At 61.1% G+C, this 12,683-nt stretch carries 14 protein-coding genes and 1 pseudogene; 7 read left to right on the top strand and 8 right to left on the bottom strand.

Annotated features, from left to right (window positions below):
- Nucleotides 1-68 precede the first annotated feature (68 nt).
- Together PSH73_RS15930 and PSH73_RS15935 are read right to left on the bottom strand one after the other, a co-directional pair.
- Entirely contained in the window at nt 69-818 is a 750-nt protein-coding gene (locus PSH73_RS15930) for a TerC family protein (RefSeq protein ID WP_057439456.1), read from the bottom strand.
- Between the two features lie 29 nt (nt 819-847).
- Nucleotides 848-1,099 (bottom strand): hypothetical protein, encoded by a 252-nt coding sequence (locus PSH73_RS15935; protein WP_057959108.1) that lies wholly within the window; start codon nt 1,097-1,099, stop codon nt 848-850.
- A 148-nt stretch (nt 1,100-1,247) separates the two neighbouring features.
- Here PSH73_RS15935 and nhaR point away from each other — a divergent pair, with 148 nt between their 5' ends.
- Complete coding sequence (gene nhaR, locus PSH73_RS15940; protein ID WP_057959107.1) at nt 1,248-2,147, top strand: transcriptional activator NhaR; 900 nt, start codon at nt 1,248-1,250, stop codon at nt 2,145-2,147.
- Here the strand turns inward: nhaR and PSH73_RS15945 are convergent.
- Entirely contained in the window at nt 2,144-3,298 is a 1,155-nt protein-coding gene (locus PSH73_RS15945) for an MFS transporter (protein ID WP_057439459.1), read from the bottom strand. The two genes, nhaR and PSH73_RS15945, sit on opposite strands and share 4 nt — an antisense overlap.
- Nucleotides 3,299-3,507: 209 nt before the next feature.
- Here PSH73_RS15945 and sstT point away from each other — a divergent pair, with 209 nt between their 5' ends.
- On the top strand, nt 3,508-4,731 hold the full coding sequence (gene sstT / locus PSH73_RS15950) for a serine/threonine transporter SstT (RefSeq protein WP_057959106.1): 1,224 nt from the start codon (nt 3,508-3,510) through the stop codon (nt 4,729-4,731).
- Between the two features lie 101 nt (nt 4,732-4,832).
- Here sstT and PSH73_RS15955 read toward each other — a convergent pair whose 3' ends face one another.
- Nucleotides 4,833-5,342, bottom strand: coding sequence for a DUF1993 family protein (locus tag PSH73_RS15955; RefSeq protein ID WP_057439460.1), 510 nt, complete (start codon nt 5,340-5,342; stop codon nt 4,833-4,835).
- Nucleotides 5,343-5,457: 115 nt separating this feature from the next.
- Between PSH73_RS15955 and PSH73_RS15960 the strand changes: the two genes are divergently transcribed.
- Nucleotides 5,458-6,105, top strand: coding sequence for a YceH family protein (locus tag PSH73_RS15960; RefSeq protein ID WP_057439461.1), 648 nt, complete (start codon nt 5,458-5,460; stop codon nt 6,103-6,105).
- A 186-nt stretch (nt 6,106-6,291) separates the two neighbouring features.
- Here the strand turns inward: PSH73_RS15960 and PSH73_RS15965 are convergent, their stop codons facing one another.
- Complete coding sequence (locus PSH73_RS15965; protein ID WP_057959105.1) at nt 6,292-7,110, bottom strand: shikimate 5-dehydrogenase; 819 nt, start codon at nt 7,108-7,110, stop codon at nt 6,292-6,294.
- 165 nt (nt 7,111-7,275) lie between these two features.
- Here PSH73_RS15965 and PSH73_RS15970 point away from each other — a divergent pair, with 165 nt between their 5' ends.
- The 3 genes from PSH73_RS15970 (at nt 7,276) to PSH73_RS15980 (ending at nt 8,337) form a co-directional block, all read left to right on the top strand.
- Nucleotides 7,276-7,623 (top strand): hypothetical protein, encoded by a 348-nt coding sequence (locus PSH73_RS15970; protein ID WP_057439463.1) that lies wholly within the window; start codon nt 7,276-7,278, stop codon nt 7,621-7,623.
- 230 nt (nt 7,624-7,853) lie between these two features.
- The gene (locus PSH73_RS15975; RefSeq protein WP_057959104.1) at nt 7,854-8,048 is read left to right on the top strand and encodes a hypothetical protein; all 195 of its coding nucleotides are present in this window, start codon (nt 7,854-7,856) and stop codon (nt 8,046-8,048) included.
- Between the two features lie 109 nt (nt 8,049-8,157).
- Nucleotides 8,158-8,337 carry a hypothetical protein gene (locus tag PSH73_RS15980; RefSeq protein WP_057959103.1) on the top strand — a complete coding sequence of 60 codons (180 nt, stop codon included), beginning with the start codon at nt 8,158-8,160 and terminating at the stop codon, nt 8,335-8,337.
- Here the strand turns inward: PSH73_RS15980 and PSH73_RS15985 are convergent.
- On the bottom strand, nt 8,334-9,401 hold the full coding sequence (locus tag PSH73_RS15985) for an AI-2E family transporter (RefSeq protein WP_057959102.1): 1,068 nt from the start codon (nt 9,399-9,401) through the stop codon (nt 8,334-8,336). The two genes, PSH73_RS15980 and PSH73_RS15985, sit on opposite strands and share 4 nt — an antisense overlap.
- 161 nt (nt 9,402-9,562) lie before the next feature.
- Here PSH73_RS15985 and yegQ point away from each other — a divergent pair, with 161 nt between their 5' ends.
- On the top strand, nt 9,563-10,882 hold the full coding sequence (gene yegQ, locus PSH73_RS15990; RefSeq protein ID WP_120733550.1) for a tRNA 5-hydroxyuridine modification protein YegQ: 1,320 nt from the start codon (nt 9,563-9,565) through the stop codon (nt 10,880-10,882).
- 118 nt (nt 10,883-11,000) lie between these two features.
- Here the strand turns inward: yegQ and PSH73_RS27040 are convergent, their stop codons facing one another.
- Both PSH73_RS27040 and PSH73_RS27045 read right to left on the bottom strand, forming a co-directional pair.
- Complete coding sequence (locus tag PSH73_RS27040; RefSeq protein ID WP_370693742.1) at nt 11,001-11,822, bottom strand: methyl-accepting chemotaxis protein; 822 nt, start codon at nt 11,820-11,822, stop codon at nt 11,001-11,003.
- 84 nt (nt 11,823-11,906) lie between these two features.
- Nucleotides 11,907-12,680, bottom strand: a pseudogene (locus tag PSH73_RS27045) (cache domain-containing protein); the annotation flags it as partial.
- Nucleotides 12,681-12,683 lie beyond the last annotated feature (3 nt).

Here is a 12,683-nt window from a genome sequence, read left to right on the forward strand (position 1 = left end):
GGATTCTAACAGACAGCAAAAGGCCGGCTGGGCTCTTGTGAGCGCAGCCGGCCTTTGAGGTTCAGCGGTTACTGGCGGGCAGCGAGCAAACGCTTGTGGCGATTACGCCGGGCAATGTTCAGGCACTCGATGGCAGCCGAGAAAGCCATGGCCGCGTACACGTAGCCTTTCGGCACATGGGCACCGAAGCCTTCGGCGATCAAGGTCATGCCGATCATGATCAAGAAGCCGAGGGCCAGCATGACCACGGTCGGGTTGTCGTTGATGAACTTGGCCAGGGGTTCAGCCGCCACCAGCATCACGATTACCGACGTCACCACAGCAATGATCATGATCGGCAAGTGCTCGGTCATACCGACGGCGGTGATGATGCTGTCGATAGAGAACACCAGGTCGAGCAACAGGATCTGCCCGATGGCCGCGGCAAAGCCAATAGCCACTGTATTGCCGACGCTGGCCTTCTCTTCGGGCTCCGGGTCCATGCTGTGGTGGATCTCGGTGGTTGCCTTCCATACCAGGAACAGGCCGCCGGCGATCAGGATCATGTCCTTCCACGAAAACGCCTGGCCAAAGACTTCGAATACCGGCGAGGTCAATTGCACAATAAACGCGATGGTGCTCAACAGGCCCAGGCGCAGTATCAGCGCCATGCTGATGCCGATGCGCCGTGCCTTGGCCCGGTGCTGCTCCGGCAATTTATTGGTGAGGATCGAGATGAAGATCAGGTTGTCGATCCCCAGCACGATTTCCATGACGATCAATGTCGCCAGGGCCACCCAGGCGGTAGGGCTCGCGGCCAGTTGTACAAGATAATCCATAGGTCAGTCCTGACTCGGTATACGGGGAATTAAGCTTCTTGGGAACTTGGCTCAGGCTTGGAGTCCTGATCTTGCTCGTCGTCCTTGGGGGCGATCAAGCCCTGGGTCGCTTCGCTCAACGCCTGTTCGGCGGCTTTATGGGTGTCGTCAATGGCCTGCTTGGCCGCTTCGCTGGCTTTGCCCAGCACCTGCTGCGTGCTTTTCTCGACCTGGTCGCAACCACTGAGCACCACTAATGAAAGCGCAAGCAACGACGCCGCGCCCAGGGAATTGAGTTTCATGATGTATTCCTCGTTAGAACCGTTGGGCCCAAGCATTGGGCTCGCGATAGCGAGGCATTCTAAGGAAGCGAACACTTCAGGAAAATTCGTATTTTTTTCGCTTATACTTCGATTTATACGAAGTAACACTCTGCAACCGAGGCACCTGATGCTCAACTACCGACAACTGCATTACTTCTGGGTGGTCGCCAAGACCGGCAGCATCGTGCGTGCCTGCGAGCAACTGAACCTCACACCGCAGACCATCAGCGGGCAAATCAGCCTGCTGGAGCAGACATTTGGTATCGCACTGTTTCAACGAGTCGGCCGCCAGTTGGAACTGACCGAGGCCGGGCGCCAGGCCCTGCCCTATGCCGAGCAGATGTTCCAGACCGGCAGTGAATTGGAAGCGATGTTGCGCGCCCAGCCCAATGAACAACAGATTGTGTTTCGTGTCGGCGTGGCGGACGTGGTGCCCAAGTCCATCGTCTACCGCCTGATTGCGCCGACCATGGAGCTGAGCGAGCCGCTGCGCATCACCTGCCGCGAAGACAAACTGGAGCGGCTGTTGGCCGACCTGGCGATCCAGCGCCTGGACCTGGTGATCTCCGACAGCCCGATGCCGACCCACCTGGATATCAAGGGCTACAGCCAGAAGCTGGGGGAATGTGGCATCAGCTTCTTCGCCACCCAGGCGCTGGCGGACCTGCACGGCGGCGATTTCCCACAATGCCTGCACGGTGCGCCGCTGTTGATTCCAGGTGCAGAAACCGTGGTGCGCAGCCGTTTGCAGCGCTGGTTCGCCGAGCAGCAGATTCGTCCGAAGATTATCGGCGAGTTCGACGACAGCGCCTTGATGCAGGCGTTCGGCCAATCCGGCAGCGGGATTTTTATCGCCCCCAGCGTGATTGCCGAGGAAGTGCTACGCCAATACGGCGTGGCATTGATTGGCCAGACAGACGCGGTCACCGAGTCGTTCTATGCCATCTCGGTGGAGCGCAAGGTCAAGCACCCCGGCATCGTGGCGATTACCGAAGGTGCTCGCCGCGAGCTGTTTACCGCGCTTTAGGCGCAGGCGACCCGGGTCTTGGCGGTCATCAGCCACAGGGCCAGGAGAATCGACAGCAGGATAAACCCCGACGCGGCAAACCCCAGGCTGCCCAGGCCCATGGTGTCGATCACCCGCCCACCGACCATCGCGCCCAGGCCAATGCCCAGGTTGGCCCCGGCAATGTTCAAGGACGCAGCAAATGCCGGCGCATGGGGTGCGGCCTTCATCAACCGCACATGGCTGACCAAAAACAGCGCCGCCTGGGTCACGCCCCAGATCGCCATGGCCGCCGCCAGGCCGAGGGTGGAGTGGATCGCCGGTACCAGCGCCACCATGCCGGCGATCATAAAGCCGCAGAACACCATAGAAGCGATCAGCGGATGCTTGTCGACCATGCGCCCGCCCAGGGAGTTACCGATCAGGCCGACGGCGCCAAAGCCCATCAGGCACCAGCCCACCAGGGTGCCATCGAAGCCGGCCAGGCGCTCCAGAATATCGGCCAGGTAGGTGTAAGCGGTGAACATGCCGCTGAAGACCAGGATCGACAGCAACACATGGCCCTGCATCAACGGGCTGCGCAGGATCTTGAACTGCGAACGCAGGGTCACCGCGTCCTTTTTCACGGTGGTGGCCGGCAGGTAGATCAACAGCAGCAATGCCTTGAGCATCGCCACCCCGGCGAGGATGCCAAAGGCGCTGCGCCAGCCAAACGCATCGGAGATCAGGGTGCCCACCGGGATGCCGAAGACGGTAGCGCAGACAATCCCGAAACCGATCTTGGCAATCGCCCGGCCAGCGTAGTCCGGCCCGACGATGTCCACTGCCGTTTCACTGGCCAGGGCCCAAAACACCGGCAGCCCCAGAGCGGGAATCAGGCGGGCCACGGCCATCACCCAGATATTCGGCGCCAGGGCCGCCAGGGTATTGGCCGCGCCGAACATCAATAGGATGCTGATAAACAGACGCTTGCGCTCGAAACGCGCGAAATACGCGGTCAGAAACGGCCCGAACGCGGCCACGGTAAAGGCAAACAAAGTCACCAGCAGACCGGCCTGGGACACGCTCACATCCAGGTCGCGAGCGATGGAGGGTAATAGCCCGACAATCACAAATTCGGTGGTCAACACGGTAAAACCGGCTGCGGACAGCAGCAGGATGGGCAACAACATGCACAACTCCAGAAACGGCGACGCCAGCGTTAGCCTTGAGGCCCGCTGACAGAGATATAAGAAGAGGATGGCGAATCTTAACAGAATGTGACCGTGCCACACACGGACTTGGCGACTGAATGCCGCAGTAAACTGGATATTTCCTACAGCATGTTAGACTTCGCGCCCTGCATAGCGCTGTACACATTAAAAAAACTAGAGACACTCTTATGACTGCTGCTCCCTCTCTCTTTCAACGACTTATGCGCCTCAGCCTGGTCACCCAGATTGTCATCGGCCTGGCCGCTGGCATCTTACTGGCCCTGCTGTCGCCCAGTGCGGCCCTGTCCACCGCGTTTATCGGCAAGGTATTTGTCTCGGCGCTCAAGGCCGTGGCGCCAATCCTGGTGTTTGTGCTGGTGATGGCCTCGATTGCCAACCACAAGCATGGCCAGGAAACCCATATCCGGCCGATTCTGTTCCTGTACCTGCTGGGCACCTTTTCCGCTGCGGCGGTCGCGGTCATTGCCAGCACCCTCTTCCCCTCGAACCTGGTGCTCAGCACCCATGACGTGGCCGTCAGCGCCCCTGGCGGGATTGGCGAGGTAATGCAGGGCCTGGTGCTCAGCGTGGTGGACAACCCTATCAGCGCCCTGATGAACGCCAACTTCATCGGGATCCTGGCCTGGGCCATCGGCATGGGCATCGCGATCCGTCATGCCGGGGAAACCACCCGTACCGTGCTGGCCGACCTGTCCAACGGCGTCACGCTGATCGTGCGCGTGGTGATTCGCTTCGCCCCCCTGGGTATTTTCGGCCTGGTGGCCTCGACCCTGGCTGCTTCCGGCTTCGATGCCTTGCTGGGTTATGCGCACCTGTTGCTGGTGTTGATCGGCTGCATGCTGTTCGTGGCACTGGTGGTCAATCCAGCCATCGTGTTCTGGAAACTGCGCCGCAACCCGTACCCGCTGGTGCTGTTGTGCCTGCGTGAAAGTGGGATCACCGCCTTCTTCACCCGCAGTTCGGCGGCCAATATCCCGGTCAACCTGGCGTTGAGTGAGCGCCTGGGCCTGCATGAAGACACCTATTCGGTGTCGATCCCGTTGGGTGCGACCATCAATATGGCCGGCGCCGCGATCACCATTACCGTGCTGACCCTGGCGGCCGTGCACACCTTGGGCATCGCCGTCGACCTGCCGACCGCCGTGCTGCTCAGCGTGGTTGCGGCGGTCTGTGCGTGTGGCGCGTCGGGTGTGGCCGGGGGTTCGCTGTTGCTGATTCCACTGGCGTGCAGCCTGTTCGGCATTCCGAGTGAAATCGCCATGCAAGTGGTGGCCGTAGGCTTCATTATCGGGGTTTTGCAGGATTCGGCGGAAACCGCGCTGAACTCGTCTACCGACGTGTTGTTCACCGCTGCGGCGTGCCTGGGCCAGGAAGACAAGAACCCGGCCTGACACAACCCGGCAAGCAAGTGGGCGCTGGTTTGGGTGGAAGCTGGCTTGCCAGCTCCCATACAAGCCAGCTCCCACATTGGTTTTGCGGTGTGACTCGGGGCTTAGAACGCGCCCATGTAGTCACGCTTGCCCACTTCCACACCGTTATGACGCAGCAAGGCGTAGGCGGTGGTGACGTGGAAGAAGAACTGCGGCAGGCCGTAGGTCAGCAAGTAGGACTGGCCGCTGAAGCGTTTCTCTTTAGGCGTGCCCGGACGGGTGACGATCTCGATACCTTCCTTGCCGTCGATCTGTGCCGGGGTGATGGTGTCGATAAAGGCCAGGACCTTGGCGATCAGCGCTTGCAGGTCAGCGAAGGTAACTTCGGTATCTTCGTATTTCGGCACTTCGATCTCAGCCAGGCGCGCGGAAACGCCCTTGGCAAAATCCACGGCGATCTGTACCTGACGGACCAGCGGGAACATGTCCGGGAACAGACGCGCCTGCAGCAAGGCGTTAGGGTCGATGTTCTTGGCGGTGGCGTGGGCCTCGGCCTTGTTCAGCACATCGCTCAGGGCGTTGAGCATTTGCTTGAAGACCGGAAGTGAAGCGGCGTACAGGGAAATAGTCATGACAGTCTCGACAGTGGTGACAGGGTTTGAACAGCGGCGATTATAGACATGAGCGCTGCTTGTCTTTTATTTTTTCGGGATTAGGCTAGTGGGCTCACTGCATAGGGAAAGCGCGATGACCGCCGAGCACGACACCACCTCTTCCGAGCCGCGCCTGAACAGCACGGAAATCCGCGTTTTGGGCTGCCTGATCGAGAAACAGGCCACTAACCCGGAAACCTACCCGCTGACCCTCAACGCCCTGGTCCTGGCCTGCAACCAGAAAACCAGCCGGGAACCGGTGATGAACCTCAGCCAGGGCCAGGTTGGCCAGAGCCTGCGCGCCCTGGAGGGCCGTGGTTTTACCAAGCTGGTGATGGGCAGTCGCGCCGACCGCTGGGAACACCGCGTGGACAAGGCCCTGGAACTGGTGCCGGCACAGGTGATCCTTACCGGCCTGCTGTTCCTGCGCGGGCCGCAGACGGTCAACGAACTGCTGACCCGCAGCGGGCGCATGCATGATTTTGAAGATGCCGAGCAGGTGGTGCATCAGCTGGAACGCCTGATCGCCCGCGACCTGGCGGTACTGGTACCCAAGCAGGCCGGCCAGCGCGAAGACCGCTACACCCACTCCCTGGGTGACCCCGCGGATATCGAGGCGATCCTGGCCGCACGCGGTAGCCCGGTGGAGCGCAGCAGCGCCAGTGGGGTTTCCGTGGAGCGCATCGAGGAGCTGGAGGCGCGGATTGCGGCGCTGGAAGAGCGCCTGTCACGCCTCGAATAAACGTCCCCCCTTATGGGAGCGGACTTGTGTGGGAGCGGGCTTGCTGGCGAAAGCAGTGGGTCATTCAACACCAATGTTTGCTGGGCCGACGTCGTCGCGAGCAAGCCCGCTCCCACATTTGATCTTCGCTGCTTTGAGCATTGCGTTGCATTAGGGCTTGCCCGCTCCCACATGGGCCGGCGGTGTTTACTGCCGGGCGAAATCCACGGCCTTCTGGAACTGTTCGTCCGTCGGCCGGATGCCGGTGTACAGCACGAACTGCTCCAGGGCCTGGATCGCGATCACTTCCAGGCCGGTAATCACCCGCTTGCCCTGGGCCCTGCCCCGCACGATCAAGGGCGTTTCGGCGGGGATCGCCACCACATCGAACACGGTGTCTGCCGCATCAATTGCGTCGGCCTCGAAGGCCAGGTCCTGCGCCTGGGCGCCGCCAGTCATGCCGATCGGCGTCACGTTGACCAGCATCTGCGGGCGCGCTTCACCCAAGGTCGCCTGCCACTGATAGCCCAGGTTCTGCGCCAGGGCCCGACCCGCCGTTTCATTGCGCGCAACGATCACGCCATTGGCATAGCCACCATCCCGCAAGGCACTGGCCACGGCCTTGGCCATGCCGCCGCTGCCGTACAGGGCGAAGGTCGAGTCCTTGGGCACCGCGTGTTTTTGCAGCAGTTGCTCGATGGCGATGTAGTCGGTGTTGTAGGCCTTGAGGTGCCCGGCGGTGTTGACAATGGTGTTGATCGAGGCGATGGCGCGGGCCGATTCGTCGAGCTCATCGACCAGCTCGATGCAGGCTTCCTTGAACGGCATCGACACCCCACACCCACGAATCCCCAAGGCACGGATCCCGGCCACGGCGCCGTTCAAGTCCTGGCTGCTGAACGCTTTGTAGTAGAAGTTCAGCCCCAGCTGCTCATACAAATGGTTATGAAATCGCAGGCCGAAATTGCCCGGACGGGCCGACAGCGACATGCACAACTGGGTATCCTTGTTGGGGTTCATCAGCATCGGTAACGCCTCTTCGAAGTAAGCAAATCGGTACAGACCTTACACAACCTTTACCTAGTGGCCGTGCTGTTTTCCTGAAATACGTTGTCTTAAAAGTATCCCCGCGACAATCCTTGAGTCTATTGATTGCAGACCACAAGCGCAGGGGCCAACCGAGGAAAGACCATGATTCGTAAAATCCCCAGGATCGCTTTGCTGATCGGTGCACTTGCTGTAGCCGGCCAAGCCTCCGCCCATGGTGGCGGTTGGGGTGGCCCGGCCGTATTGGGTGCGGTTGTCGGCGCAGCCGTAGTTGGCTCTGTGATCGCCAGCCATGATCGACCGGTGTATGTGCAGCAGCAACCGGTGTATTACCAGCCACAGCCGGTGTATGCCGCCCCGCCACCGGTCTATTACCAGCCGGCGCCAGTGTACGTGCAGCAGCCGGTGTATTACCGCCGGGCGCCCGTATATTACGGGCCACCACGTGGCTACTACGGCCCGCCCCGCGGCTATTACGGGCGTGGCTGGTAAACCCAGCAGCAAAAGCCCCGCACACCCGGCGGGGCTTTTTTATGGGTGGCCTGGTCTGAATAAATCTCGCCAGGGTCGTTATGGGGACAACCCTGGCTGTTAATTCCGACATTATTAAGGCCAACGTGCACTTGCCCAATTGGGGGCCGCGCTGTCATGTTTGTGTCACACGGCACTCTCACTATCAAAACTGTCCCCCATAACAGGCCATAACAACAAGGACGCCCAGCATGCCCACACAAAATCCGCATCATACCGCCGGCCTCTGCACCTCGAGCAAGGTCTATAGCGCCTTGACCGAGCTCAAGCACCTGGAAGGCCATCGCAGCGCCAAGTTTCTTTCGCTGCTGGCAGAAAACCTGGTCCACAAGGGCCTGCTCAATGAACAGGAAGTGCTGCACATGCTGGACCAGGTGGTTGACTGAGACCCTGCCGGCGCAGCCTCGATGACAGTGATGTTGACTATCGAGCAAGGTGATTTTCCCTCGCCGCCGGGCCACCGTAAGGTGACCTCCATCAGCAATGGAGGTAGATATGCCCACTATCCAGATCATGTCCGTCGTCGGCAGTGCCGTCCCTGTCCCCCTTCGCGAGCTGGGTTTGCTCGCCTGTTGGTACCTGGTACGCGACGGTGAAGCCATCAGTGGCCCCCTGACCTCACTGCCCGCCGCCCAGGCCCTGTCACGCAAGATGGCGCACTGCTTCTCGGCTTAGGGCAATGGCAGGCGTACCCGGGGTTTGGTTTCGACAAACAGCCCCCAGCTGGAAATAAACAGCGCGGCAATCAACGGCCCGATCACAAAACCATTGAGGCCGAAGACCGACAGGCCGCCCAGCGTCGAGATCAGGATCAGGTAATCCGGCATCTTGGTGTCCTTGCCCACCAGGACCGGGCGCAGCACGTTGTCCACCAGGCCGATCACAAACACCCCGAACAGGGCCAGCACCACCCCTTGCCAGATTGAACCGCTGAGCAGGAAGTACGCGGCTACCGGCCCCCACACAATCCCGGCACCCACCGCCGGCAGCAATGACAGAAACGCCATCAGCACCGCCCAGAGCAACGCACTGGGAATATCCAGAAACCAGAAGATCAGGCCACCCAGTGCCCCCTGGGTCACCGCCACCAGCACATTGCCCTTGACGGTCGCCCGTACCACGCGGTTGAACTTCAGTTGCAGGCGACGCTTCTGTGGCTCGGCCAGCGGCACCGCCGTGCGTACTTTGCGCACCAGTTCGGGGCCGTCGCGCAGCAGGAAGAACAGCAGGTAGAGCATGATGAAAAAGCTCACCAGGAAATCAAAGGTGCCTTGACCAAAGCTGAATGCCTGGCTGGCAAAGAACTGGCTGCCCTGCATCGCGCCCTTGACGATTTTCTCGCGCAGGCCTTCCAGGTTGCCCATGCCGAAGCGATCCAGCAGGTGCTGGAAGTACGGCGGCAGGAAGTTCTTGAATTGCTCGATGTAGCCCGCCACATCCAATTTGCCGCTTTCGACGTTCTTGTACAGCGTCGCCCCCTCCTGCACCAGCAAGGCGCTGGTGATGATCACCGGCAAGATCGCGATCACTAGGCACACCATCAGGGTACACAGCGACGTGAGGTTGCGGTTCCAGCCAAACTTGAGCTGCAGGCGCCGCTGCATAGGCGCAAAGATGATCCCGAGGATAACCGCCCAGAACACCGCGCCGTAGAACGGCAACAGGATCCAGAAAAACGCGAGGGTCACCAGGACCAGCAGCAATAGCAGGGTTTTGAATTGCAGATTCGTTTGGTTCATGTCCGATCCGTGCCAGAAAAACGTCGGGCGCCCAGCGCGCCCTGTTGCTTAGTCCACCGCGCATCCGGCGAGTGCCATCTTTATTTCTACAGCGTAGACCCAGATCAATAACCGCCAGGCCCGGCTCGGCTACCCTGCCGCCCTTTTGCGATCTGAATCCCATGCTCCCTGTCCTCGCTCCCGAATTGCTCGCCCCTGCCGGCACCCTGAAAAACATGCGCTACGCCTTTGCCTACGGCGCCGATGCGGTCTACGCCGGCCAGCCGCGCTACAGCTTGCGGGTGCGTAATAACGAGTTCGATCACGCCAACCTGGCCCTGGGCATCGCCGAGGCGCAGGCCCAGGGCAAGCGCTTTTATGTAGTGGTCAATATCGCGCCGCACAATGCCAAGCTGAAAACCTTCCTCAAGGACCTGGAACCGGTGATCGCCATGGGCCCGGACGCGCTGATCATGTCCGATCCGGGCTTGATCATGCTGGTGCGCCGGCACTTCCCGCAGATGCCGATCCATCTGTCGGTGCAGGCCAACACGGTGAACTGGGCCAGTGTCGAGTTCTGGCAGCAGCAAGGCATCTGCCGGGTCATCCTGTCGCGGGAGCTGTCCCTGGAAGAAATCGCCGAAATCCGCCAGCACGTGCCGGCCATGGAGCTGGAAGTGTTTGTGCATGGCGCGCTGTGCATGGCCTACTCCGGGCGTTGCCTGTTGTCCGGCTACATGAACAAGCGCGATGCCAACCAGGGCACCTGCACCAATGCCTGCCGCTGGAAATACCAGGCCACACCCGCGGCCGAAAACACCGTGGGCGATATCGTCCAGCAGTATCAGCCCGAGCCGACCCTGGGCCTTGGCGCGCCCACCGACCAGGTGTTCCTGCTGCAGGAGGCCAACCGCCCGGATGAGCAGATGCCGGCCTTCGAGGACGAACACGGCACCTACATCATGAACGCCAAGGACCTGCGGGCGGTGCAGCATGTCGAGCGCCTGACGCAGATGGGCGTGCATTCGTTGAAAATCGAAGGCCGCACCAAGTCCCACTTTTATGTGGCGCGCACCACCCAGGTGTACCGCCAGGCCATTGATGATGCGGTGGCCGGTCGTGCGTTCGACCGGGGCTTGATGACCAACCTTGAGTCCCTGGCCCAGCGTGGCTACACCGAAGGTTTCCTGCGCCGCCACGTGCATGACGAATACCAGAACTACCAGAACGGCAGCTCCGTCTCGGAACAACAGCAGTTTGTCGGGGAATTGACCGGCGAACGGCGCGGGGAGCTGGCCGAAGTCAAGGTGAAGAACCGCTTTGCCGTGGGCAATCACCTGGAACTGATGACCCCGGCGGGGAACTTCCATTTTGACCTGGGGATGATGCATAACGCCAAGGGTGAGGCGATTGAGGTGGCGCCGGGGGATGGGCACACGGTGTATGTGCCGGTGCCGTTGGACATGGATATCGGGTTTGGGTTGTTGATGCGGGATGTGTAGCGGCTGTTAGGGCCCCATCGCAGGCAAGCCAGCTCCCACATTTGACTGCATTCACAGTTCAACATGTGGGAGCTGGCTTGCCTGCGATGAGGCCAGAACCAGCACCGCAATTGCCAGATCAGATCCTGAACTGCCCCACCAACTGCCCCAACCGCTGCCCCAGTTCCGCCAGGCTGCGGGAGGTCTGTGCGCCCTGCTGGGTCTCGTCCGCCACGCTGTCCACCGCCACGGCAATCTGATGCACGCTGCGGTTGATCTCTTCGGCCACGGCGGTTTGCTCTTCTGCAGCACTGGCGATCTGCGCGTTCATCGTGTTGATGGTCCCGATCAGTTGCGCCATGGTATCGAGGGACGCCCCGGCTTCATTGGCCTGGGCCGAGGTGCCGTCGCCGGCATCGCTGGAGCGGCGCATGGATTCCACGGCCGCCTCGGTGCCTTTTTGCAGGCGGTCGATCATGCCCTGGATTTCCTGGGTACTTTGCTGGGTGCGGCTGGCCAGTGCGCGGACTTCATCGGCCACCACCGCAAAGCCACGCCCGGCTTCACCGGCACGGGCGGCTTCAATGGCGGCGTTGAGGGCCAGCAGGTTGGTCTGCTCGGCAATCGAGCGGATCACCCCGAGCACGCTGACAATCGACGACACGTCCTGTTGCAGGCTATCCAGGGACACGCCACTGCTGCGGATGTCATTCACCAACGCATGAATCTGCGCGATGCTGCCATCCACCACGCGCTTGGCGGCCTGGCCTTCGGCGTCGGTCTGCTGCGCCGCCACGGCCGCGCCCTGGGCACTGCGGGCCACTTCATGGGCGGCAGACGACATTTCATTGATCGCCGTCGCCACCTGGTCGGTTTCCTGGCGCTGGCGTTCCATGGCCTGTTCCGAACGATGGGCCTGCTCGGACACCTGGCTGACCAGCCCGGTCAGTTGCGAGGTCATGTCAGTGATCTGGCGTACCAGGCCGTGGATCTTGTCGACAAACCGGTTGAACGAGCCGGCCAGTTCACCCAACTCGTCCTGGCTGGTGATTGCCAGGCGCCGGGTCAGGTCGCCCTCACCGGCGGCGATATCGTCGAGGTTGGCTTTCATCAGGTGCAAGGGGCGCAGGATGGTATTGGCCAGCAGCATGCCCGCTGCAGCGATCAGCAACAGCAGGATTACGGCGATGCCGACAATGCTCAACAACACCCCTTCCATGCGCTCGTTGACCTTGGCTTCGACTTCGCTGACCAGGGCCTCGATACCGTCGAGGTTGACCGAAGTACCGATCACCATGTCCCACTTGGGCAGGTACTCGGTGTAGCCGAGCTTGGGCACCAGTTCGGTTTGCCCCGGCTGGGTCGAGCTGTATTGCAGGTAGTGGGTGCCGTCCTTGCCGACCCTGACCAGGTCGCGGTTGACGTAGACGCCGTTGGGGTCACGGTTGTCCTTGAAGCTTTTGCCCACGCCGTCGGGGCTGTTGCCCTTGAACAGGCGGATGGTTTCGGAGTCGTAGCCGAAGAAATAGCCGTCCTTGCCGTAGGTTGTGTTGGACAACAGCTTGACCACCTGCGCCCGCGCCTCTGTATCGCCGGGGGCTGCGGCGTCGTACAGCGGCTTGATGGTGGTCATCGCCACTTCGACATAACTTTGCAGGGTGGCCTTGGCGTTGTTGAGCAGGCGCTGGCGGGTTTCGGCCACCTCGGTGCGCGCCTGTTCCTTGAGGATCCACACGGTGGTCAGGCTGATGACCACGGCAAACAACAACACCGGCAGTACGGCGAGGGACAGGACTTTGGCCTTCAGACTCAGACGCATGGA

Origin of the sequence: Pseudomonas sp. FP2294 (assembly GCF_030687625.1) — a bacterium.
In the GTDB taxonomy this organism is placed as follows: domain Bacteria; phylum Pseudomonadota; class Gammaproteobacteria; order Pseudomonadales; family Pseudomonadaceae; genus Aquipseudomonas; species Aquipseudomonas shahriarae.